The sequence below is a fragment of the Agrobacterium sp. CCNWLW32 genome (assembly GCF_037083425.1).
Taxonomy (GTDB): Bacteria; Pseudomonadota; Alphaproteobacteria; order Rhizobiales; family Rhizobiaceae; genus Agrobacterium; species Agrobacterium radiobacter.
This window is the reverse complement of the sequence record NZ_JBAOJM010000018.1, coordinates 12,543-34,110: the sequence shown is the minus strand read 5'-3', so window position 1 is coordinate 34,110 and position 21,568 is coordinate 12,543. Positions and strand designations below refer to the sequence as shown.

The following is a 21,568-nucleotide window of genomic DNA, read 5'->3' as shown; positions in this document are numbered from 1 at the left end:
ACTATGCGCGAACGACAGGAAGATCGGCAAGCCGGGTCGTGTATCGCGGCGACCGCATCTGCGCCTTGGTCTCGAAGGGCTGCTTGAATCCTTCGCTCGCTAGGATCAGCGTCTTCTTGCCCCATTTGTCGTTGATCGCGTCCAGCGCGGCCGAGAGCTTGGCTGACTTCGCCTGCTCATGTGCGAACAGGTCTACTGGGGCCAGCTCCTCCGGCACCAGGTCGTCGAGCATCACGCCAGCTTTTGTGTACGCGAAACCGTTTCCTTCTCTACTCCCTTTCCATGCCTTCTCGGCGCAGCGGAGCGCGGTCTGTACCAGCGCCATGGTCGTATTCGAGGGCGGGGACATCTTGGCGGTCCTCGAGGAGCTGTCCCGAGCGGATCCATTGAAAGGGTTGGTATGGAAGAAAACAGTCATGTGGGCGGCGACGAGGCCATGCCTGCGCAGCTTCTCGGCTGCTCTCGTCGCATGGGCCGTGAGCGCCTGCTGAAGGACGGCGAGCGATGTCATCGGGCTTCCGGCCGATCTGGTGACGGCCATCCCCTTCCGGGTCGGCTCGACGTCCTGGATCTCGATGCAGGGGATCCCGCGTAGCTCGGCCACGGTCCTCTCAAGAACGACGGTTCCAACCTGTCGAGCCAGTGGCAGCGGCATGTCGCGAAGCTGGGCGGCGGTATTGATGCCGATCTGCCGGAGCTTGGCCGTGGTCTGGCGGCCGACACCCCATACCTCGGAAACTTCGGTGCGCTCCATAGCGAAGGCTGCAATGGTCGCGTTCGTCATGTCGCAGATCCCGCCGAAGACCGGGTTTTTCTTGGCGATGAAATTCCCGAACTTCGCGAGCGTTTTCGTGGAACCGATACCCACGCATGTCGGGATTCCAACGTTCTGCCGGACTGTCGCCCTCATCTCGGCCGCATGGTCGAGCATCCTGCCCCCGAACCCGGATAGATCCACGAAAGTCTCGTCGATCGAGTAGATCTCGGTCCTCGGGCTGAAGTCGGAAATCGTCGCCGCCACGCGCCGGGAGATGTCGCCGTATAGGGTGTAGTTGCTGCTGAAAAGCCGGATGCCATGGTCTTTCGTCTTCTGCCGGAAGAGATGCGCTGGCTCGCCCATCTTGATTCCGAGGGCCTTCGCCTCATCGCTTCTGGCGACCGCACAGCCGTCATTGTTGCTCAGAACGACGACAGGAACGCCCCGAAGGCGCGGGTCGAACAACCTTTCGCACGAGACATAAAAGTTATTGCAGTCAATCAAGGCAATGGGATCGGCCATCTCATTCGACCGGGTAGCGTCGAGCGATCCCTGCGACCACGCCCCAGATCTCGGTCGTCTCGAGGACAGGGAGCGGCGGGTAATGATCGTCGGATCTCGCCTCGAGCCACAGTCGGCCGTCGCGCTTCGCCAGCACCTTGAGGGTCATGTCGCCATTGTGGAGGGCGAGAACTGTGCGACCTGGCTGAACCTTCCCTGCCCGGTCGATGGCGACGAAATCGCCGTCGAGGATTCCGGCGCGACACAGAGAATTGCCGCTGACCCTGTACCAGAAGGTCGCGTGTTCGTGGCGGATCATCCATGCGATCAGATCCACGCTGTCTTCGAGATCATCGCCTGCAGGCGATGGAAACCCGGCGGAAACATGCAGACCAGCGGTCCTGACCTCACGTATGAGATAGTCCACGGAAACAGGCTCGACGATCGATAGGACATGTTTCATGGAACGGCTCGACTTCAGGAGGCTTGTTATTTCGTTCTCATTATGTTCTCGTTAGACACCGAGTCAACAGGATGGCTTGAGGAACATTTGGATTGCTCCGTCCTAAGCTGATGCTATCGTGTCGGCATGAACCCTGTTGGGCGGCGCTGATTGCTGAGGCGGCCGACTACGAGGCTTCGCCGTCATTTCGGATCTGATTAAGCTTGACCGCCCACTGCTCGGCCTCGTGGCGCGGGAGCTTCCAGAGCACGTAGAACTCGCCCTCGACCTCGATCTCAGCAGGACCGCCAGTCCTGGCATCGATGACATGCCAAGAGCCGTCCTCATGCTGACTGAGATGGTATCGCGAGATGCTCTCCATCCGCCGATATTCTCATATCTGCGGGTTTGAATCGAGCTGTAGATCAGGGTACCTGTCCTTCAAACGAGGCTCAACGAAATTGGGTAAACAACGTGGTATATAACAAAGCCGATTTCCGGATCCTGAAGGACAAGTTCTCTCAATCGCTGGTCACCCAATACGGGGAGCCGTTGTCATGCGAGCTTTACGGCGCCTCCTTCTCCCACGGCGCGCTGGCAATTGAAACGCAACATGGAGATGCGCATGAAATTCATGTCGCGGAGGCGTGCAACATCGCCGCCGTCATATCCTCAATCGGTCGCATCTTGAGCCTACCTCGATCAGACATCGCATGTGAGGAGATGTCGGAGGTCCTGTTACTCCGTCTGGATGTTCTCAGGGAATACATACGCTCGGCCGTCGAGACATCACATGAAGGCGCATATACCGAAAGCAATGCCGACATGACGATCAAACGGTGGGCTGGGTTTCTGAAACATCCATCGGATTACGTCTTCGCGCACAGGTGCCTGTCATCACCGGAAGTTACCTATGAACCGCCAACAATTGAAATAGACTGCGCGTTTCTGACCGCTTGGGACAAGCTCAAGCGAGGCGAGCGCGATCAAAAAAAATCCGATCTGGCCCACCGGGTCGTCTCGGTCAAACTTCCAGATGTCGGGAAAATCGAAGCATTCTTCTCATCGTGCGCCGATCACATCAACAAGCTAATTGCCGCAAACACTCAGCAGAGGGCTGCTCCCTAATCGAGCTTGACGACCCTCGGCATTCATGGTGCGACATCCAGATTGGCAGCATAGTTGGCGAATGCCATCGCTCCTGCCCATGTTTCTGACATTGCTCTCATGCCATCGGTTCATTATGCCAAAAATCAACTATCGAAATCAGGCTAGGGAATACCTGAAGCGAGCAAAGGCCGAGCTGGAGACAGAAGAGGATCATCGCCTCCGATATGCCGCTCTCGATCTTCGCTTTGCGATCGAAGCGCTAACCTATGACCGGGCGCAAGCCTACAAGGATGAGCTGCCGTCTTCAGAATACGAGACGTGGCAACCAAGAAAGCTGCTGGCCCTGCTGCTCGAGATCGACCCCATGGCTGACAAGGGCGGTTCCCTTGCTGTGGGAGTAGAGGAGACGGAGGGAGAGCCTGCCCCTGAAATGGTTCCATTCGGAAGCGAGACCGTTTTCGATCTGCGGTTGCTGAAAAAGCACTACGATGCCATCGGCAATTTCCTGCACGTGCCGACGCTGGCGCAGGCGGAGAAGGCACCACCCCCGCCCGAGAAATTCCGTCAGCGTTGCGTCCAGGTCTCCGAGTATGTCGGGAAGGCCTTGGCCTCCGCGGTATGGAACATCACACTCGGTAGCTTCGCGACGATGGAGTGCGAAAACTGCGGCGCGAAGATCAGGAGACGGATGCCTCATGGCCAAAAAACGGTCTCGGCGGCATGTTTCGAATGTGAAGCGACCTACACGATAACCGACCGGGGAAACGGCAAAGTCGAATGGAAGATGGACATGGTGGATGTCCGATGCGGCAACCCAGATTGCGATAAAGTCATCCACATATTGAAGAAGGAGCTGAAGCCGGGTTCCCATTGGGTTTGCGAGGTGTGCCATGGAAAGAACGTCATCGCATTAGCGATCAGGCACGAACCGGGCGAGCGAGCAGCTTCGGCCTCCTGAAGCAAGGCACCCGCCAAACCGCACCAGCTCCCAGATCCGCCCTCTTCTAGGCAAACGTCAATGCCTGCGATCGTGACGGCTGTGCCGACCGGGGCCGTAGTGACTGCGAAATGAGGAGTTGGCGCTAGCTCCTCCTATCCAATTCGGACTCGACCTTCTTCCGGCTATTTCCCACGTCGCGAACTGCTTCCTTGACGTCCTCCTTCGAAACACCTTCCTTCTTCGCTTCGTAGCGGACTTCGTGATCCTGCCCTCCTGCTACGCGAGCTCGGTCCTGATTTCGACCTCTGTTGCTGTCCGGCATGTGTATCCTCCTGAAGTGGCTGTCACCGGATAACGGATTGAGATTCCCTCAGGTTCCGGAGGATCAGTGGATCTTCTTTCCGGGGCCCGGATAACCGAGCGGAAAACCTTGGAGAGATCAGGCGGCTGATCGGGGTCACCCTCCGGCTGACAACGAGGGCAAGGCATCCCGGCAGCCCTGCACTCGCACGAACCTTCACCCGACCACGGCTTGTCCGGATGCGCTTCGCAGACCCAGCAGGTATCGCGGCAATTCGGGCATGTGGTCATGGCTCAGGTGTCCAGCTTGCAAACCTCGGCGTTGTCCTGGATCTCGCGCAAACCCTTGTAGCTGGAATGCCGCAGCTTGCCGTCGCCAGTCCAGCCGCGATATTCGATCTCGGCAATCAATGTCGGCTGGATCCACGCGACATCGCGTTTTCCGGAGTAGAGAACGGGAGGCTGTTTTCGCTTCCACGGCAGCTTATCCATCATCGATCGGAGCTGGGCGGCCTGACGCTGTTTGAAGCCTGTCCCGACCGAACCGACATAGACAATCTGGTCGCCGCGATATGCGCCGAGCATCAGGGACCTGAAGCCGCCTGTCGTCGATCGCTCGTAGCCGACGATAAAGAAGCTTTCGCTCTGGATACACTTGATCTTGAGCCAATCGCCCAGTCTGCCGGAGCGATATGAGCTGTCGAGCTGCTTGGCGATGATGCCCTCGAGTCCGTGATCGCAGGAGGCCTGCAATAGCTGTTCTCCGGTCGCATCGAAGGATTCCGAGAACCTGATCGCGCCCTCCCGGCTTCCGATCAGATCTTCAAGGAGATGGCGGCGAACTCGAAGCTCGGTCTTCGTCAGGTCGTGACCGTCCAAATACAGCAAGTCGAACGCCATGAACTGCGCAGGCGACGTCTTCTTGCCAGCTCGGCCGCCGAGTGAGGCCTGCAAGAGATTGAAGTCGCTCCGGCCTTGCTCGTCATAAATGACTGCCTCGCCGTCGATGATCGCGGACGCTACCCCGAGATCTCGCGCTCCTTTCTCTATTTCCGGAAAGCGACTGGTCCAGTCGTGGCCGCCTCTGGTGATGATCCGGATCCCGGTCGGCTCAATGTGGATCGCCAGCCGATAGCCGTCCCATTTGATTTCGTAGGCCCAGCCTTCGCCCTCGGGCGGCTTCGACTTGAGCAGAGCCAGACACGGCTCGATCCTGGGCGGCATGGGGTCGAGGAGAAGGTTCGGCTGCGCCGGGTCACGGCGGCGCCGAGGCTTCGACCTTACAGGTGCCTCGGCATCTCGTAGAAGAGGTTTCGAACGCGGCGGCTTGGACATGAGACTATTCAGCCGTAAAAACGTTAAGAAGCTTGAGATGAACAGATTCACAGAGACCGAAACTGCCCTGATGGAGCGTCTGCGATCGCTCAAGGCCACGCCTGACATGTCGATCAACCTGTTCGACATCGGCGTGCCGATGACTGCTGCAGGCTTCACTCAGGACGAAATCATGGCCGTCCTGGATGCGCTCGAGCAGGACAAGCTCGTGGCGTACGGTCCGGGAAATCGGCTCCTGATCCTCAAGGACCTGCCCGAGGGCTAGTGCCGGGTCTCCGATGTCATCTCGCGGTCGAAGTCGTCCATCAGCTCAAGCGCCCGATAGACGACTTTCGCTGGCTCGTCGGAATAGTCGGCCGCCAGCTCCTCGCGCTCCTCATCGATCTTAGATCCGAGCTGTTCGAAGTCCTCGCTGCGATCGTCGCTCAAGGTGCGAGCCAGCAGGGCCACGTAGTGAAGCCGTTTCGAGACCTCGCGCAGCACCATGTCGCGCTGATCGACGGTGAGCTTGGAGAACGAGCGGGTTGTGAGGATGTCAACATCGCTGGGCATTACTCATTACCTCTTCCAACTGATTCGCGAATCAATCGAATCACTTTGGAAATGTTCCGAATCGGATTTCCGGCCTCGATTTGAACAATCTGGCTGACGGACTTATCTCTGGATGAAAGGGAGGCGCTCATGGCCCACATCTACATCCTGAAATTCTATCGCGTGGAGTTCGACGACACTGCTGAGACAGATGTTCCGCTCATCGGAGACGATCTGGCCGAGCTGAAGACGCAAGCCTGTGAAGCGCTTTACACTCGCTTCGAAGACAAGGCCTCCGCTCGCAGGAAGCGATCTAAGGTCCCGCATCATGCGGCAATGCTCGGCGAAGGAGATTTGGTGGTCGCCCGGTTTCGGGTTGAGGCAGCCAGCAACCGCCCGCAGGGCGCATACGAGATCCCGCCACACCTTTGGTTGGACAATATGCCTGGTACACCCTCGCCCGAGATCCGCGAACGCCTGCAGGCTCAGTAGTCTTCGGCATACATCAGCGTCATCACTCTGATCGTGACGGCCGGATCCTCGGGATGCTCGGAGCCGTGGGCCTCGTCGAGCGAATAGTAGTCGATCTTGAACATGAAGGCCTCGCCGTCGACCTCAAACTTCCCAAAATCATGCTCGCCATAGGGATCGTCGCCGCTTTTCCAATCGGTGTGCCGTCCGGCCGCGATGGCAACGCGGAGCTGCTTCGCCGGATCGTCGTTGATAAGACCTCCCATGGCGACAATGCGACCGTTCCGGGCATGGCCTCGCGTGCGCAGCTCGTCGTTCAATTCGCGAATGCGGATGGTCCTCTCGTCGTCGGTCATGTCAGTACCCCAGATACTCGACGATATTAGACCCGGCATATTCGCCATGCTCATCCGGCTCGGCAATCGTCCCTCCGGTCTCGATGTCGATGATCACCCCACGAACATCGACGATGAACGCGACCTGGTGTCTGCGTAACTCAGCCTTGGCCTCGTCGAGGGTCACGGTGGCTTCCAGTGCTTCGAAATAGTTCACGGCCTTTTCCTCTATTCCTTAGGAGACCAATACGGACGTTTGCTCAAGTTGCGGGACAGATAGGGACATCCACATGGACGGCGACACCGCTTGCGCGACAGCGAGCTTCTTCATAGCGCGCCATCCAGATCGATCGCGACCCGGAAGCAGGTTGGGATGTGACCGTAGTGAACGGCCTCGATCCCTTCCCTCCTGAGGACCTCGTTGAGCCTCTCAGCCGTGGCCTCCCCCGGCTCCGGTGCCCGCCAGTCACGATCTCGGCTGACAACGCGACGGAAGCCGGAGCTGTCGATCAGCTTGCGGAGCTGGTCGCGGTCCTCGGTGGCGCCTGCAGGAACCCGGTACGCATAGAAGCCGAACGTCGGATCCTTGTCGTAGTCGGCCGTCAGGTCGTCCATGGTCGGCTCACGGCCCTCTGTGACGGCCTGCACCTGAGCTTTGTTCCCATAATGCTCCTCCCACTGGAACACGACCTGGAATGCTTCATCGCGTTTCCGACCGGGCAAGCTCTGTTGGATCCGTCGGCGCTCCATGTCAGCGATCCCCACCAAAAGGCTTGGGTGCCTCACCGCGCTCATATCGCCCGATCGTCGAGCGGATGATGACTTCGGCCTCTTCGAGCGGCATCTCGTCTGCCCCTTCATAAGCTTCGCTGTAGATCCATTCCGGACTGCGGAAAGGGTCGCTGCCACCGACGTTGAGCTGCCAGCAATTGCCTTCGGCGCGGAAGTAGAAAGGGGAGGCATTGATCCAGCCCCGGGCTTGAACCGGAGCGGATCCGCCGAGCCATTCAAACAGGAGGCCCTTGGGTGCCGATTCAGAGATGCTGAAACCCTGCTCCCGGACGCGCTGGGAAACGTGAGCAGTCCCGGTGAAGGGGAACCAGATCACGCCCTCCTCGTCGCGCACGCCCCCGAGCTTCTCGAAGATGGCATCGAGCTGCTTCGCCTTAAATTCCGGCGTTAGCTGGTTGGTGGACACTTTGAGGCCGACATGGCCGTTCTCGCGCGGCTGCTGCCAGAAGAACATGACGAAGGCCCTGAGGATCGTCGGAACGGCGATCTGATGATAGAGATCTCCGAAACCTTCAGTCAGGATTCTGTCGGCCTCGCGGATAATTTCCTCGGGCGTTTCCTCATCCTGCTTGCCCCGCTCGTCGATGAAGTGAAAGAAGCCGCTGTCCTGCCGGATCCAGCCGATGGCAGCGAGCTGGATGACGGCCCACGACCGAGCATCGGCATTATGGCTGCGATCCCACTGCGGATGAAAAAAATACGCAGGATCCTGGCCTCCGAATGTCGGCCGACTATACCAGTGGACCTTGAGCATCAGATGCCTCCGTCGAGCGGCTGTTCTGGATGACCGCCGAGATACTGCTGGATCGCGTGACCGATGAGCTGCTCGGCTTCCCAGAACTGCATGTTTGCGGCCGAGAACGTCGTGTCGCCATGGCGGCCGCCGTAGCACCAGCGCGGCCAGAGAGCCGGGTCAGCGCCCCCGATGCGGAGTTCCCAGAAGTCGCCTTTTGTCTGGAATACCCACTCTTCGCGGCCGATCATCCCGGATACCCAGATCGGGGCGCTCTCGGAAATCTTCGCGAAGTGCGGCTCATCCGACGGGAAATCCTGATAGACGCAAAAGCCAGCCATTTTGAACGTGTCGACGATCTCGCCGGAATGGATTTGCGGGAAGGTCAAGGAGGAGCCGTTCAGGAAGCCATCATGGCGCTCGACCGAGGACTGAAACTGCTGGCGCTTCTCCGCCGTGAGTCTATCGAGACCGCTGACAAGGCAGTTGATCGCGTGGGAGTCCGAATGCCGTCTGTTCCAGCGCAGCGTCACGGATCCCGAAAGCTGCGGCGGTGGATCGCCCACGTGAAAGATGTTCCTGACCTCCATCCGGAGCATCGTTTCGAGATGTCGATATGCCTCGTGTTCTTCGACATCACCCATATAGGTCCACGCATTCCAGCGCTCCTCCCAGTCCAAGGCCCTGAGCGCGACGACGATCCGCTCCTGGGCGTGTTCGCTCAGTCCTACCGGGTAGGAGATCTTGAAGCTGTAAATATCCACCGGGCTCAGGGACATTCCGCGAAACCAGCGGAGAATTGCGGACTTAGGCAATCCGGCACGCTCCTCTGCGATACCGTCCGGATGCGGGTTGCTCTCGGTCGGGGCTGGATCGGAGTCCTCCTCGATGTCGCTTCCGTCATCACGCTCACCCTGCAGCTTCGCCCAGCGCTCATCCATCAGACGGCTATTGTCGCGCATACGACGACGGCGCTCGAGAACCTTGGCATCAATGACGGTCATGGCAGGCTCCTTAGTGGATGGTACGTGCGACTGCAGCCGTGGTTTCAGGCCACTGTGCGCTACGGTCAGAATGATGGGGCGCTTCTGCCGAGCAAAATAGGCGATGGCCGGAAGCGTTGCTTAGGAGCTTAAACGTCCACCCCCTAGCGAAAGCGGCCCTGAGGGCATCCTCAGCATCAAGCATCGTATCCCCGCTGGCCGGGTCCAATCGCTCTTGGAGCCACGAATCCAACTCGATGAAGGCTGTGCAGATGCCCGTCAGATACATTTCTGTAGCCCTGCAACACCGCTTGCTGGAAACGTCGGCAATTTCATCCAAGAGTTCGAGATACCGCTGCTTCCGTGCAGAGACATAGATGAAGGTGACCCTCCCCTGCAGCCAGACGACCTCCCAGCCCGACGAGGACAGCTTGGAATTTATGCTGGGCAGTAGAGAGAGGGCATCCTCACCGAGGGCTGCGCTGGCCAGCACAGACATCCGCCGCTCCTCTTCGGGGTTGTGTGGAACCCGTAGATAGTAAGAGATCAAATCGACAATCCGCTCACACTCACCTGCTGCGGTCGTCACTGCATCCACCAAGGGTTCCTCAGCTATGGTCTTCCGAGACAAAAGGCGGATGATCTTCTTCAACATGACCTCTCCTTCAGATCGGATCGTGCTTGCGGGACAGGAACTCGTCGGCCGTGACGCGCGAGACGATCTCGGCTTCGTCAATAAGGGTGGCGATACGAGCGGCGCGAGCTTCCCGCACCATCTCGTCATTGCGATCCATGCGCGCGAGTGCCTGCTGACGGCGGGCTTCGAGTGCAGCGGCGGATACGGACTTAGGCATGGGTTTCTCCATGATTGCCTACTGGGAGGAGAGTTGCATCCTCCTCCCCGATCGGTGCCTTTGTGGTTTTCATAGCGGACAGCACCTGGACACGGCCGCGAGCAACATGCCGGAACTGGTCAATAGCCTCTGCCGCCTGCAGTGCCAGCGCCTTGAGTTCCGGCGTTTCCCCGACCATCGAGACCAGCCCGTAGAGCGAGATCTGCAAGTCGGAAGCGCGGCCGATGGACTGGTTGCACTCCGAGATCTGCTCTGCGATGTGCTGGCGGGGGAAGGACTGGGTCATGCTGGTATTCCTTTGAACGCTGAACTTAGAAGGAAGTAGAAGAAGAGAGGGTTTAGGCGTGTGGTTAAGCAGCCCTTGTCCCCTCCTCGTCGCCGGGGTCATCGGCATCCTTTGTGCCGAATAACTTGTCCGTGATGCGCTGCGCCTTCGTGGCGGCCCGGTAGAACGCTCGGTCGTCTTTCTGCAGGGCATCGATCCATCCGGATAACTTTCCCTGATGACGGAAACTTGCCGCCGCTCCGCTCCTCCACGACACCATCGCCATCGCGAGATCGGCCGCCAGGTGGTCGCGGGTGCCTTCGTCGATGCGGGTAAGAATACCCTCTGGATTTTCCGAGACGGAAACCTTCGACAGATCGAGGTCGTGTTCGGTCACCTGGTCGATGTTGAAAACGGCAAAGCCCTTCAAGAACACCTGCTCGACCTTGCCGCTGTCGTTGACACGGCGAGCCTCCCCTGCCCGCGGCTCTCGCTCGTAGGTGCTGGAATAGTAGACGTGCGACGCCTTCGCGCCCTTCACGATCTTCCCGCCTACCTGCTTTCCACGGATCTGGTTGAAGGTGGCAAACGCGGGAATGCTGAAGCCGTTCTCGATGGTGCTGATCATCGTCATTACCGCATTGATGCCGCGGAAGCTGACCCCTGTGGCAAAGTTGATCGGCGGGATTACGGAGGTCACCGCCCCCTGCCCTGCCCACGGAATGTTGTTGGATTCGAGATGCTGCAAGACCTTCTCGGTCATGAGCGCGTACGGGGTTTTGAAGCCCTCGGTCATACGGTTTTTCCTCTTTGATCGGGAACGCCACTGCGTTCCACCCCTTCAGATGTGCCCCTTTATAATAGTAGCCAATGGCTACCATTGTCAATATTATTGTGTTACGGATGAGGAATAAGTTCGCGGGGCGGATGGACCTTGACTGCCTGAATTGGTCCTGATCCTTCTGTTCCTCTACTCTCAACAACCGCTTGGAAAAGCGGGCGGAACAAGGAAGACGGCCTGATGGCGAAGCTCTGGATCGCGTCCGACCAGCACTATGAGATCTACGGTGTCCCTCGGAACTTCCCCATGCCGGAGGCAGATATCTTCGTCTGTGCTGGCGATCTCATGCGCGAGCCTGCTAAGGCCATCCAGTGGCTCGACTCGATGCTGCCGATCCCTTCGGTCTACGTCGCCGGAAACCATGAATATTATAAAGGCATCTATACGACCTGGCGCGATGACGCGGCCGCCGAGAACGAGCTGCGCCCTAAGGTCAGCTATCTCGAGAACGCGATCGACGAGGTTGGCGGCATCCGCTTCATCGGCTGCACGCTCTGGACGGACTTCGCGCTCTATGGTGCGGACACCATCGAAACTTCGAAGTGGTTCGCTGAAAAGCGGATGAACGACTTCGGGCTTATTCGGTATGCACCTCCGTCTCGGGGCGATTGGCGAGAGGTTCGGCTGAATCCGGGTCATATGGTCGGTTTCCACAAAGCCTCCCGAGACTTCCTCGATCGGGAACTTTCGAAGAAGGTCTCCTGCCCGACGGTCGTCGTCACCCATCATGGGCCGCATCCGGGATCGATTCATCCCAAGTATGCCGGGAGCGATCTCAACCCGGCCTTCGCCTCCGATCTTTCGGAGCTGATCGAGCGGCACCAGCCCGATCTCTGGATCCACGGCCACGTCCACTCGAGCTTCGATTACATGGTCGGCAGGACACGGATCATCGCCAATCCCAAGGGCTACGAGGGCGAGAACCTCGACTTCGACCCGGCCCTCATCATCGAGTTGTAGGGAGTACGACGATGGGTTTCACCACGAAATGGTACATGGCGGATCCGCATTTCGGACATGACCGGATCCGGGAAATGGTGGCTGCGCGTTCTGCTTTCACGTCTTACGAGGCCATGGATCGCACGATCATCGACAACGTGAACGACAGGCTGCGCGACGACGATCTGCTCTTCATCATCGGTGACTTCGCGCTCTCGCGGAATCCTGAGTATGTCGCACATTGCTTCCATGCGATGCGCGGCCGGAAGATCCTGCTGCTCGGCAATCACGACCTGGATAACAAGGGCCATCTCCTCCCGGAGGTGGAAGCTCTGCCATGGGATATCCCTCCTGTTCACGCCATGGAAACCAAGGATGGCGGAAAGAGGATTTGGCTGTCTCACTACGCGCACCGAGTCTGGCCCGCCGGACATCACGGTAGCTTTCACTTCTACGGCCACTCTCATGGATCCCTGCCCGGTATCGGCCGCTCCAGAGACGTCGGCGTGGATCTCCCCGACATGGCTTTCGGCCCTCGTCGCTTCGAAGAACTCATCAAGGGTATGGAATAATGCCTGTCGTCACCGCCCTCGTCTGTTTCTCTACTGCCTGCGTTCCGCAGCAAGTCGTCGTCATCGACGGCGACACCATCATCGTCCGCGGCGAGAAGATCCGGATCCTCGGCATCAACGCTCCCGAGCTCAAAGGCAAATGCCGTGAGGAAGGCGTCCGCGCCCTGCGTGCGAGATCGCGCCTCATGGCACTGCTCGAGGCGGCAAAGATCGACATCGATCGTAGCGGTTTTGACCGACATCGCCGGACCCTCGCCACGGTATCCGTGGGCGGGAGGGATGTGGGCGATGTCCTGATGCGCGAAGGCCTCGCTCGGAAATGGGTGCAGACTTACAATGGCCAGCAGGAGCCGTGGTGCCAGGCGAATGTCGACGCCGCTCTGCAGGCATGGAATTAGAAGGAACGAGGACATGAGACCACAATTCGAGATCCTGTTCCGAGATCATTCCTTCAATGTACGGCCCGGATCGTTCTTCAACGTCGGGACTGGCTGGCAGCATTCCATTCAGCAGGCCTCGGCTGCCCTTCTCGGGTTCCCGTCGAAGGTCTGGATCAAGGGGGCGCGGAAGGAGGACGGCGCGCTCGTCCTCGTTGTCGATTTCGAAGGCGAACCCGATCAGGAGACGACGGACGGCGTGCGGAAGCTCCTGCGGGACGTCCGCTCCAAATCCCTTACCCTCTGCGAGGCCTGCGGCAAGCCGGGATCCCTGCGAGGCGCCAACGCAGTCCGCTGCGATGAACACACGGACCTGATCTCGCTCGAGGAGGCCGGGAAACTCCTTGGCATGTATCAGACGGCGCTCTGGCACATTATCGATGTCGGGGATGTCATCCCAGCCCTGACGATCCTGCACGATGGCACGGTCTGGCACGAAAAAGCCGAGTTCGGCTTCACCTCCGAGGACATCATCCGCTTTCTGGAAGAGCGCGACCGTCGCAAGTTCAAGCACGTCCACGAACAGTTCGGATATGTGGTGCCGGCGACGGCCGAGTTTGCCTGCGGACCCGGCTGGGAAACCGTCATCAGAAGGTTGGCTGACAGGCTGGGCGCGCTCCCCGGCCCGCCAAAGCTGGTCGGCGGCAAGGAAAAGTTCGGCAGCTTTCAGAGCCGAATCGTGACGCATTCGCCGGAGCATGACGAGCGGATCGATGAGCTGGCGCGCGAAGCCCGGAAGCTATCTCTGACGATCTGCGAGGAATGCGGAGCACTTGGTCGGCTCCGAATGGGCGTGAACATCGCGAAGACGACATGCGATCGACACGCCCACCTTGCTGGGCCGCTGCGCGACGACGACGGCTGGATCCTCGATCTCCCGCCGACGGGAGGGCCGATCTATGCCGACGGTGTGCAGGGAAAGTATGGCCGGGATCGACCTCACCCCGAAGTCGAACGATGGCAGCGGACGAAGGCTGCGCTGGCAAGGTCGGAAATAACCGACATTGAACACGATAAAGGGCGGAAATAACCGACAGGATCGAAGCGATGACTGAGGATCTCGGCGCCGAGCTTGGGCAGAAGCAATCCCTTGCACGCGACATTGCCCAGCAGATGGCGGATCACAATCTCACACCACTACATGTCGCGGATAATCCGGAAGCGCTTGCCCGGTTCGAAATGATCTTCAAGGGGGAAGTCAATCTTATCCCCTTCATCACCCTGCTGAGGGCGGCCGGGTCAGTGCAGAAGGCAATCGCACCTTTTCAGGTTGTCGAAGACGACTGATCGGCTTCGGCCGTGAGCTGAAGTACCAGACGCACCATTTCCGTATCATCGATTGCGCCAATCTCCGCCAGCCTGCCCAGTAGACGGAGATCGCTCTGGATCTCGGCCGGGACATCGGATTCGAGGCTGCTGATTGCTCTTGCAAGCCTGTCCGTCCCGTCCTCTACTTCGGAAATGCCGTTGTCGGCAGCGAGCTGGCGGATATGGTCGGAAGTAGAAAGAGAGGGCATTACCAGTCCTTGGGCTTCTCGGTTTCGACGAAGGCATCCAGATCGAAATCGTATCGCTGCCAGCCGTCCTTGCTGCCGATCATAACCGGATGGTCATCGACAGGGACAGCCTTGATGTCACCAATTTCGGCGTGGAAGGCGCAGATGGTCGTGAGATAGCCCCTTCGGCTGGACAGGCGGCCACGCTGACCGCACTGCTCGCAGATGTAGTGGCTCCGAGCCTCAGCACGGTCGCAGGCATCGCGGATCGCGGTTTCGGCTTCAGCCGGGATGTCGCCTTCGAGATCGTAATAGATCCTGAGACTGCCGAGCTTCTCCTTGATCTGCCGGAGATGAAACGTGGCCTCGGCCGGAAGCTCGCGGTCGACGACGGCGAGGAAGTCTTCGAGGAGCTGGATCCAGCCGTCTTCACATTCGAATCCGAAACGCTCGGGGACCAGACGCGGGTAACGATCCCGGAGGATGGTGTGGGCGATGGTCATCGGCTGATCTCCACCAGCAGGATCTTATGCAGTTTGACGGCACGTTCCCGGTCGATACGGTTCGTGCGGACCAACAGGAGCAGGATACGCTCGGCCTCATCGAGGTGCTTCCGGCGCTGGCCGCAGAACTCACGGAACTGGCGCAGCTCGGTGGGAGACACTTGCTCCCGCCATACCGCAAGGCCAGCAGCCTCCAGCTCCTTGCGGATATGGATCTCGGTACGCCCCATGCGCTTGCCCAGGTTATAAAGACGGCTTTCCGTGCGGAGCCAGAGCGGCTTCGAAGAAGGGTCGATCTGAACGAGCTCAGAAGTGCGGATCCACTCGCCATCAGGCAAATGCGGATGTCCACGGACAATGCCATGGACGTCGAAGCCGTTCCGGGCCTCCTTGAGCAGCCAGCGATACAGCACCGGGGCGGCGCGCATTTCAGCGTTCGTCGGTCCAGCACCGTTGAAATGTTCGATCATCGTCAGCACTGGGCGCGTTCCTTCCGGTATGTCGTCAGCAGGGTCTGTCCTGCCTCCGCGTTGACAAAACCGCACAGCAGCAGCAAGGCGATGAGCTGCTCGATGATGTCGATCTGTCCTTCGCCGTGGCCTGACAGCCCCTCGATAGCTTTGGTGTACGCGAGAATGTCCCATTCGCGTGGCCGGACACCGCGATCTCGCGCCAGTTCCCGCACCTGACTTTCGACAGCTCCTGCAGAGCGGCCGAGGCGATAGACGCGGTTCCTCGAGCGGACCCACTTGGGCGGCGTCGACGGATCGATCTGCACGAGCGCGGATGTCACAGCGAAAGCGCCGTCAGGGATGCTGTGATGTCCCGAAACGAAGCCAGAGACATCGGTGGTGCCATTGTCATTCGGCAGGAGCTGCCAGCGATCGACGACGGGCGCGACCGACAACTCGGTCTCGCTGGGCGGGGGTCCGTTGAACTTCTCGATCAGCATCATTCGTCTCCGGTAGCCCAGTCTTCACACCAGCTCGGCATCTTCTTTCGTTCTTCAGGGGTGGCATCGAGCCAGCCTTGGCAGACACGCCACCCCTCTCGGTTCCGATAAGCCGGATCGCCCCATTCCGAGGCCGTCTGAACGACAGCAACCGCCCCGAGGATTCCGGCGACGATAATGATGAAGGGCTTCATCAAATCTTCTCCGGGTACGCCTCGCACCACGACAGAAGCCGGGTCTCGAACTTGAAGGTCCGGTTGATCCAGCCTGCATCGCGGTAGCCGGGGCAGACAGTCGATGCGATCTTCGCCCGATAAGCCGGGTCATTGTAGTGGCGAAGCCGAGCGTGGCTCGCGACATGAGAGTTCCAGCTTCCGGCGATCATCGGGATTGCCGTCGATCCTGCGACGTACAGGCAGACTGCAGCCGTTCCAGCCAGCGCGGTCAGGGTCGCAATGGAAATGGCACCGCTGACGATGCGCGGGGCAACCATGAAGGCGCCCACGCCGATAGCCGTCCACGTCTGCCAAGAGAAGTCGGGAATGTATTCCAGCATGGGGATCTCCTTCAGAGGCGGTCGCGGTAGTCGTTGCACCAGCTCAGAGTGCTGAGCTGACGGTCGATCCACTTCTGCTCGAAGAAGTCCGGACAGACGGTGCGGAAGGCCAGCTCCTGACCATCCTTTTCGATGGCAGCGACACGAACCTTCTCGGCCTTGATGCGAGCGTAGTGGGTGGACCAGCTATCCCAAGCGGAGCCAAGGAGTCCGGAATACCAAGCAGCGCCGACGAAGGCGAGGACCTGCAAAACTGGGGGGACTTCACGGCTCATGGGCGATCTCCTGTCGATCTAGGAGCGCAACGGGTAGTCGCGCCTTCGCCTTATAAAATAGTAGCCATTGGCTACCATTGTCAACAATATTCGTATACGGGCAGTGGGTAGGACAGTCCCTGCGACAATCCCTGCCCTCCTCCTGTTCTACTGCTCCTCGATCGACGATCGGAACCAGCTCTGCGGTCATGAAAAAGGCGGCCCTGAAGCCGCCTCTGATGTCGTAAAAAGGGTGCGATCAGAGATCGAGCTTCTTTTTGGGCTTCTTGACCTCGACAGGTTTCGCGGCTTCGAGATCGACCTTAGGTTCGGCTTCAACGCTCGCCGTCGTCGCGGTGAGATCGACAGGAGGCGCATCTTTGGTCTCGGCGGGCGTCGCCTGCGACGGCATAGCTGGGACAACTTCGGCCGCCTCCAGCTTTTTCTCAGGAACGGCGATCTCGGCCTGCGGGACATGCTCGGCGGCAGGAAGGTCGACCTTCGCCCTCTGGATCGGCTCAACCCCCTCAGCGGCGACGGCTGCAGTTATATCGGCCTCGGCCTCTGCGGCCTGCTGTGCCGTCGTGTCCGTGGACGCGATCAACGGCACCTGCTCCGACTGCTTTTCGACTTCGGGCAGCTTGAGCCCAAGCAGGTCGGGAATGACCGTGGACGGCTTCATGCCGAGCGCGACAGCCTGCTCGACCTTCTGAGCGTCGGCCGGGGCGACAGCACCCCAAAAGCGGCCCTTCTCGTCGTAGAGAGGCACGCTCTCGTCGATCTCATCTTCCGACACAGAAGAGGCGGCGAGATTGGTGGCGTATTCGGTCATCTGCTCGGCGGTGGGCTTGGCGATCGGAACTGGGATCTGGTCACCCTCCGGAAGCGCAAATGCTGCCACGGCTGCGCCTCCGGCGACTGCGGCGGCACCCCCGGCAACCTTGTTCCGATTACGGGCACGGTTATTCCGGGTAGGCTCCTCACCGACGCGACCGATGAGCTGGTCGCCCTTGTTGCGCTTGCCTCCGCCCTTCTGGGCTCCTTCGATAGCCTTACCGAGGAGATATACCCCAAGCCCGATGCCAAGCTCCTTACCGCCTGCATGTGCAGGAGCTGCGATAGCCGTCGAGATCAGGAGGGCAATAACTGCGGTCGTCTTCTTCATGGCCGTACTCCTACTGAACGGTCGGGTGGATGCGGTGTGTCGGCGGCTGGATGCCGTGGATCCGGCACCAGGTGTCTGCGATCTCCCGGAAGTCCGGAAGATCATCATGGAGGTAGGCGCGGCTGCCGTAGAAGTCGTTCGCGGCTTCGCAATTCTCTTCGACTTCCAGCCACTCACGGACCTGATTTTCGAGGCTCTTGGACATCAGGCGGCCATCCCCCTGTTCCGTTCCTCTTCCTCCTCGTGCTGAACAGCGGGTTCCGGTGGGTTCGCCTGCTGCTCTTCGAACTTGGCCTTGCTCACTTCGAAGTCCGCGGTGAGGTTGTCCTCAGGTTCGTTCGACACCTGCTGGCTCGTCTCGGACTTGACAGCCTCCTGAACCATCTGGTCGGACTGCTTCGCGTCGTATGCGTCCTTGCTCTGCTCGAAGTCCGACCGCAGATCATCCTCGACGACGGCCTTCTGCTGAACGTCGGTACCGACCGCGATCTCCTGCGCTTTCTCCTGCTCTGGCTGCTTGGCTTCATAAGCAGCCTTGCTCTGCTCGAAGTCGGCAGTCAGGTCGTTATCGACCGTCTCTTCGGCACCCGACTTCACCTCGGAAGCCTCCTCGGCTTTCATCTCAGATAAGTCCACGGGGAGAGCCAAGTCATCCGTCTTGGAGGTTTCGAAGGAAACCTCATGCGACGTGAACTCGCTAAGCGCCTCCTTGTCGACAACAGGGGCGGCCTTGTCCTGCTCCTGCGCAGCTTCCATCTCAGGCTGCTCAACAGCGGATACGCCTTCATTGTTAGTGGCGACCTCCTGCTTGATCTCGGCAGCTTCCTGCGGAGTGGCCTCGACGGCTTGAGACTGCTGGACTTCCTGAAGATCGCCGCGGAGAAGAGCCGCGGTCTCCTTCTGGCCTTCCGTGGCAGGCTGGCTCGCCATCTGGTTCATGTCCTGGACCGCCTCGTCAGCGTACTCCTTGGACTGGCTCCAAACGGCCTCCTCCTGTGTGGGAAGCTGCTCCCCCTGCATCACTTCCTGCTTTTCGGCAACGATCTGCAGGGTGCCGGTATCAGCGCGGTTCAGCTCGACGGCCTCTGTCCCCTGCTGCTGCTCGACCTGCGGAGCTGCCTGCAGTTTTTCCTCCTGCTTCTGGTCGAACTCGACCCCACGCTTCTCCTGAAGAAATGCCTGCACGTCCTCGACAGGCTTCCGGCCAGCGATCTGCAGATCGGCATCAAAGCGGATCAATTCCTTGCCGTCGGCCGAGAGAGCATAGGTGTAGCCGCTCTCGCTGGCGGCGAACGCACCAGTGCCGAGATCCTGCAGCTTATCGAGAGCCGTCGGCTGACCGTAGACGTATTCCGTCTTCTCCCATGCCGTCTGATCCGCACCTTCCGGCTTCAGGCCAGTCTCCGTGTAAATGTCCTTGAGGTCACGGCCTTCCTCGAACATGTGGTTCGCATGCCACTGATACTGCGCCCGCAGGCCTTCGACGGTGTCAGCACGACCTTCCCTTGGCAGGGCATCGCGGACCCGTTCTGCACCCTGCTCGGCCGCCAACGCGGGCGCCTGGTCGAACGCATCGACGACAGCCTTGTGATCCTCGGGCGAGAGGACCTGAGGAACCTCTGCGGCAGGAGTAGAAAGGGAGGGGAACTGCTCTCCAGCCACCTCGGCATAGGCGCGCTGATGACGCTGGCCTTCCTGCGGCTCGCGCTGCTCGACCTGTTCGACTGCACGCTCATACGGAGTCAAAACCGAGACATACAGGCGATCAGCGACGGCATGCTCTCCGGCTCCCGAAAGGACGGCGCGAAGTTCATTCAGATCCTCGACGGCATCATTGCGCCACGGCAAGCTGTCGGTGAACTGCAGGCGCTCATTGCCCTCATGACTGAAGAAAACGGCATGACGATCCCCACCCGGGAAGGTGGCGGCCATCTGCTCCTGAGATTCCGGCTTCGCAGCAACGGCATCATAGACACCCGCGAACTCATGCCATGTCGGGTCAGTTCCGGGACGATAGCCGACGAGGAAATCGCCGTCCTTGGTGTAAGTCGTGCCGTCGCTGGTGATGGTAGCGCCCTGCTCGCCCTCAGCCGTCATCATGGTCATGTCCGAGAGCGAGAACTGCTGAGCCACGCCCTGCCATTCGGTCTTCTGCTGATCGAAACGATCCTGAGCGAACGGAACACGGTCTTCGATCACGCGGAAGTCGTCAGGATGGACATGGGACAAGTCCGCGGCTTCACGGCCTGCGTCGTAGTCACGAACCGACTGCATGGCGAGCCTGTCGATCTCGAAAGGCGTCAGGCGAACGAACTCGGCCTGTTCGATTTCAGGCTCAGGAGCAGGCGACGATCCCATGCCACGAGGCGCGGGGCTAGATGGCTCCGGCGCGTTTCCTTTCATGGCATCGAGCCTTGCGCGTTCACGGCGGCTCATCTGGGGGGTCGTGTGGGAAGCCATCTGCTGCTGGCGCTGGAAACCCTGCGCAGCGTTCAGATCCGTGCGGCCTGCCTTGGGCGGCTGCGGCGGCTTGGGTGCGGACGGCGTGTAGGCCTCATCAGCGAGGCTGGGAGTGCCGTCACTGGCGCTGACGCTGTTGCTGATCTTGCCTTCGTCGGTGGTCTTGTCGGAGCCTTTGCCGCGACGGGGGAACTTTGCCATGGTTCTATCTCCTTACAAGCTCATGCCGCTCGAACGGCGTCGTTCTTCGGTCTCGTGCTGGCGTTCGCCTGCGGTCTCACTGCGATCGAGCTGGCCGAAGCCTCGCTGTTCTGTCTGGTGAAATTCACGCCATCCGGCATCTTCAGTGCGTTCAAGCTGGCTAGCTCCGGAATTGACCTCGCCTTCGTGCTGGCGGTACCCGGCTTCGATAGCAGCGTTTCTCATACTCTCGCTCAGGCTTTTTTCCCCTCGCGCGATCCCTGCGACGATAGCGTTCATAAGTGCGGTTTCACCCTGTGAAACTGCATACGCGGCATCTGCCTCGCGCTGGTCCTTGTCGCGCTGTCCCTGAATCTGCTCCTGTGCGCCGCGTTCAACCTCGTCGAAGTGCTTGAACATGTCGCTGAAGTCAGGAGCGACCGGGCCGCCATCCTGGAGAGACGATGACGCGGGGTTCGATACGGGAACCGTAGGGAGCGACATTCCCATAGACTGTCCCTGCCCCTGCTCGGCCGCCTTGCGCTCAGCGTCCTGCTTCCGGCGATATTCTTCGGCCCACTGAGCGAACGATGCACGGAGATCTTCATCCGCGCTCACCGGGGCCTTGTCGCAGGCAGGTTTCGTGGGGATGGACGAGGGAGCGGGGCTGCCCTCGGAGGAGCTTCCTGCAGGGGGAGCGGACCAAGGCTTATCGGCATCAGACATCAGGCATTCCTTTTACTCGAACATACAATCCCGAGGTTGAGAACCGACTTCGAAGGGTGGTGAAAAGATCCCTAAAGAGCGTATCCGCCTCGCCCTTAATAATAGGCAACCATTGGCTACCTTGTCTAGCCAAGAATG

General features: G+C 59.7%; 35 protein-coding genes. 9 read left to right on the top strand and 26 right to left on the bottom strand.

Translation table 11 applies throughout. From position 1 onward, the window contains the following. Position 1: 1 nt before the first annotated feature. From V6R85_RS24075 to V6R85_RS24065, 3 genes are all read right to left on the bottom strand, one after another. On the bottom strand, positions 2–1,279 hold the full coding sequence (locus V6R85_RS24075) for a Y-family DNA polymerase (protein ID WP_336377272.1): 1,278 nt from the start codon (positions 1,277–1,279) through the stop codon (positions 2–4). 1 nt (position 1,280) lies between these two features. Further along, a complete protein-coding gene (locus V6R85_RS24070; RefSeq protein WP_336377271.1) occupies positions 1,281–1,721 on the bottom strand; it encodes a LexA family protein in 441 nt (146 codons plus the stop codon). Between the two features lie 166 nt (positions 1,722–1,887). After that, on the bottom strand, positions 1,888–2,082 hold the full coding sequence (locus V6R85_RS24065) for a hypothetical protein (RefSeq protein ID WP_336377270.1): 195 nt from the start codon (positions 2,080–2,082) through the stop codon (positions 1,888–1,890). A 92-nt stretch (positions 2,083–2,174) separates the two neighbouring features. Here V6R85_RS24065 and V6R85_RS24060 point away from each other — a divergent pair, with 92 nt between their 5' ends. Beyond that, complete coding sequence (locus V6R85_RS24060) at positions 2,175–2,828, top strand: hypothetical protein (protein WP_336377269.1); 654 nt, start codon at positions 2,175–2,177, stop codon at positions 2,826–2,828. A gap of 61 nt (positions 2,829–2,889) precedes the next feature. After that, positions 2,890–3,768, top strand: a complete 879-nt coding sequence (locus tag V6R85_RS24055) for a hypothetical protein (protein ID WP_336377268.1) — start codon at positions 2,890–2,892, stop codon at positions 3,766–3,768. A 124-nt stretch (positions 3,769–3,892) separates the two neighbouring features. On the opposite strand, the gene V6R85_RS24050 is transcribed toward V6R85_RS24055, so the two are convergent. Together V6R85_RS24050 and ligD are read right to left on the bottom strand one after the other, a co-directional pair. Beyond that, on the bottom strand, positions 3,893–4,072 hold the full coding sequence (locus tag V6R85_RS24050) for a DUF3606 domain-containing protein (RefSeq protein WP_336377267.1): 180 nt from the start codon (positions 4,070–4,072) through the stop codon (positions 3,893–3,895). Positions 4,073–4,344: 272 nt separating this feature from the next. Then, positions 4,345–5,385: a non-homologous end-joining DNA ligase gene (ligD, locus tag V6R85_RS24045; RefSeq protein WP_336377266.1), complete on the bottom strand. Its 1,041-nt coding sequence runs from the start codon at positions 5,383–5,385 to the stop codon at positions 4,345–4,347. A gap of 37 nt (positions 5,386–5,422) precedes the next feature. Between ligD and V6R85_RS24040 the strand changes: the two genes are divergently transcribed. Further along, positions 5,423–5,650, top strand: coding sequence for a hypothetical protein (locus tag V6R85_RS24040; RefSeq protein ID WP_336377265.1), 228 nt, complete (start codon positions 5,423–5,425; stop codon positions 5,648–5,650). On the opposite strand, the gene V6R85_RS24035 is transcribed toward V6R85_RS24040, so the two are convergent. Further along, a complete protein-coding gene (locus V6R85_RS24035; RefSeq protein ID WP_336377264.1) occupies positions 5,647–5,937 on the bottom strand; it encodes a hypothetical protein in 291 nt (96 codons plus the stop codon). The two genes, V6R85_RS24040 and V6R85_RS24035, sit on opposite strands and share 4 nt — an antisense overlap. Positions 5,938–6,066: 129 nt before the next feature. On the opposite strand from V6R85_RS24035, the gene V6R85_RS24030 reads away from it, so the two are divergent. After that, on the top strand, positions 6,067–6,408 hold the full coding sequence (locus V6R85_RS24030) for a hypothetical protein (RefSeq protein WP_336377263.1): 342 nt from the start codon (positions 6,067–6,069) through the stop codon (positions 6,406–6,408). Here V6R85_RS24030 and V6R85_RS24025 read toward each other — a convergent pair. The 9 genes from V6R85_RS24025 to V6R85_RS23985 all read right to left on the bottom strand — a co-directional run bounded on the left by V6R85_RS24025 (position 6,402) and on the right by V6R85_RS23985 (position 11,145). After that, positions 6,402–6,743, bottom strand: coding sequence for a DUF3768 domain-containing protein (locus V6R85_RS24025; RefSeq protein ID WP_336377262.1), 342 nt, complete (start codon positions 6,741–6,743; stop codon positions 6,402–6,404). The genes V6R85_RS24030 and V6R85_RS24025 overlap by 7 nt on opposite strands. A gap of 1 nt (position 6,744) precedes the next feature. Next, a complete protein-coding gene (locus V6R85_RS24020; protein WP_336377261.1) occupies positions 6,745–6,939 on the bottom strand; it encodes a hypothetical protein in 195 nt (64 codons plus the stop codon). 110 nt (positions 6,940–7,049) lie between these two features. Then, on the bottom strand, positions 7,050–7,337 hold the full coding sequence (locus V6R85_RS24015; RefSeq protein ID WP_336377260.1) for a hypothetical protein: 288 nt from the start codon (positions 7,335–7,337) through the stop codon (positions 7,050–7,052). Between the two features lie 136 nt (positions 7,338–7,473). Then, positions 7,474–8,268: a hypothetical protein gene (locus V6R85_RS24010; protein ID WP_336377259.1), complete on the bottom strand. Its 795-nt coding sequence runs from the start codon at positions 8,266–8,268 to the stop codon at positions 7,474–7,476. Beyond that, on the bottom strand, positions 8,268–9,251 hold the full coding sequence (locus V6R85_RS24005; RefSeq protein WP_336377258.1) for a hypothetical protein: 984 nt from the start codon (positions 9,249–9,251) through the stop codon (positions 8,268–8,270). The genes V6R85_RS24010 and V6R85_RS24005 overlap by 1 nt, the downstream gene beginning before the upstream one ends. A gap of 10 nt (positions 9,252–9,261) precedes the next feature. After that, complete coding sequence (locus V6R85_RS24000; RefSeq protein ID WP_336377257.1) at positions 9,262–9,885, bottom strand: hypothetical protein; 624 nt, start codon at positions 9,883–9,885, stop codon at positions 9,262–9,264. Between the two features lie 10 nt (positions 9,886–9,895). Continuing rightward, complete coding sequence (locus V6R85_RS23995; RefSeq protein WP_336377256.1) at positions 9,896–10,084, bottom strand: hypothetical protein; 189 nt, start codon at positions 10,082–10,084, stop codon at positions 9,896–9,898. Next, a complete protein-coding gene (locus V6R85_RS23990; protein ID WP_336377255.1) occupies positions 10,077–10,370 on the bottom strand; it encodes a hypothetical protein in 294 nt (97 codons plus the stop codon). The genes V6R85_RS23995 and V6R85_RS23990 overlap by 8 nt, the downstream gene beginning before the upstream one ends. A gap of 64 nt (positions 10,371–10,434) precedes the next feature. Continuing rightward, entirely contained in the window at positions 10,435–11,145 is a 711-nt protein-coding gene (locus V6R85_RS23985; protein ID WP_336377254.1) for an ArdC family protein, read from the bottom strand. A gap of 225 nt (positions 11,146–11,370) precedes the next feature. On the opposite strand from V6R85_RS23985, the gene V6R85_RS23980 reads away from it, so the two are divergent. Genes V6R85_RS23980 through V6R85_RS23960 form a run of 5 tightly spaced genes read left to right on the top strand, consistent with a single transcriptional unit; the run spans position 11,371 to position 14,425 of the window. Then, positions 11,371–12,150: a metallophosphoesterase gene (locus V6R85_RS23980; RefSeq protein ID WP_336377253.1), complete on the top strand. Its 780-nt coding sequence runs from the start codon at positions 11,371–11,373 to the stop codon at positions 12,148–12,150. Between the two features lie 11 nt (positions 12,151–12,161). Continuing rightward, positions 12,162–12,701 (top strand): hypothetical protein, encoded by a 540-nt coding sequence (locus V6R85_RS23975; protein WP_336377252.1) that lies wholly within the window; start codon positions 12,162–12,164, stop codon positions 12,699–12,701. Further along, positions 12,701–13,099, top strand: coding sequence for a thermonuclease family protein (locus V6R85_RS23970; protein ID WP_336377251.1), 399 nt, complete (start codon positions 12,701–12,703; stop codon positions 13,097–13,099). The genes V6R85_RS23975 and V6R85_RS23970 overlap by 1 nt, the downstream gene beginning before the upstream one ends. Then, a complete protein-coding gene (locus V6R85_RS23965; protein ID WP_336377250.1) occupies positions 13,068–14,168 on the top strand; it encodes a hypothetical protein in 1,101 nt (366 codons plus the stop codon). The genes V6R85_RS23970 and V6R85_RS23965 overlap by 32 nt, the downstream gene beginning before the upstream one ends. Positions 14,169–14,185: 17 nt before the next feature. Continuing rightward, complete coding sequence (locus V6R85_RS23960) at positions 14,186–14,425, top strand: hypothetical protein (protein ID WP_336377249.1); 240 nt, start codon at positions 14,186–14,188, stop codon at positions 14,423–14,425. Here V6R85_RS23960 and V6R85_RS23955 read toward each other — a convergent pair. The 11 genes from V6R85_RS23955 to V6R85_RS23905 all read right to left on the bottom strand — a co-directional run bounded on the left by V6R85_RS23955 (position 14,404) and on the right by V6R85_RS23905 (position 21,430). Beyond that, entirely contained in the window at positions 14,404–14,655 is a 252-nt protein-coding gene (locus V6R85_RS23955) for a hypothetical protein (RefSeq protein ID WP_336377248.1), read from the bottom strand. The two genes, V6R85_RS23960 and V6R85_RS23955, sit on opposite strands and share 22 nt — an antisense overlap. Next, positions 14,655–15,137, bottom strand: a complete 483-nt coding sequence (locus V6R85_RS23950) for a hypothetical protein (RefSeq protein ID WP_336377247.1) — start codon at positions 15,135–15,137, stop codon at positions 14,655–14,657. Before V6R85_RS23950 ends, V6R85_RS23955 begins: the two co-directional genes overlap by 1 nt. Beyond that, entirely contained in the window at positions 15,134–15,607 is a 474-nt protein-coding gene (locus V6R85_RS23945; protein WP_336377316.1) for a DUF6634 family protein, read from the bottom strand. Before V6R85_RS23945 ends, V6R85_RS23950 begins: the two co-directional genes overlap by 4 nt. A 2-nt stretch (positions 15,608–15,609) precedes the next feature. Further along, on the bottom strand, positions 15,610–16,089 hold the full coding sequence (locus V6R85_RS23940) for a DUF6634 family protein (RefSeq protein WP_336377246.1): 480 nt from the start codon (positions 16,087–16,089) through the stop codon (positions 15,610–15,612). After that, a complete protein-coding gene (locus V6R85_RS23935; RefSeq protein ID WP_336377245.1) occupies positions 16,089–16,283 on the bottom strand; it encodes a hypothetical protein in 195 nt (64 codons plus the stop codon). Before V6R85_RS23935 ends, V6R85_RS23940 begins: the two co-directional genes overlap by 1 nt. After that, positions 16,283–16,645 carry a hypothetical protein gene (locus V6R85_RS23930; RefSeq protein WP_336377244.1) on the bottom strand — a complete coding sequence of 121 codons (363 nt, stop codon included), beginning with the start codon at positions 16,643–16,645 and terminating at the stop codon, positions 16,283–16,285. The genes V6R85_RS23935 and V6R85_RS23930 overlap by 1 nt, the downstream gene beginning before the upstream one ends. A gap of 11 nt (positions 16,646–16,656) precedes the next feature. Then, the gene (locus V6R85_RS23925; RefSeq protein ID WP_336377243.1) at positions 16,657–16,920 is read right to left on the bottom strand and encodes a hypothetical protein; all 264 of its coding nucleotides are present in this window, start codon (positions 16,918–16,920) and stop codon (positions 16,657–16,659) included. A gap of 238 nt (positions 16,921–17,158) precedes the next feature. Then, positions 17,159–18,064 carry a hypothetical protein gene (locus V6R85_RS23920; protein WP_336377242.1) on the bottom strand — a complete coding sequence of 302 codons (906 nt, stop codon included), beginning with the start codon at positions 18,062–18,064 and terminating at the stop codon, positions 17,159–17,161. A 10-nt stretch (positions 18,065–18,074) separates the two neighbouring features. Further along, entirely contained in the window at positions 18,075–18,269 is a 195-nt protein-coding gene (locus tag V6R85_RS23915; protein ID WP_336377241.1) for a hypothetical protein, read from the bottom strand. Further along, on the bottom strand, positions 18,269–20,725 hold the full coding sequence (locus V6R85_RS23910; protein WP_336377240.1) for a hypothetical protein: 2,457 nt from the start codon (positions 20,723–20,725) through the stop codon (positions 18,269–18,271). The genes V6R85_RS23915 and V6R85_RS23910 overlap by 1 nt, the downstream gene beginning before the upstream one ends. Before the next feature lie 12 nt (positions 20,726–20,737). Further along, the gene (locus tag V6R85_RS23905; protein WP_336377239.1) at positions 20,738–21,430 is read right to left on the bottom strand and encodes a hypothetical protein; all 693 of its coding nucleotides are present in this window, start codon (positions 21,428–21,430) and stop codon (positions 20,738–20,740) included. Positions 21,431–21,568 lie beyond the last annotated feature (138 nt).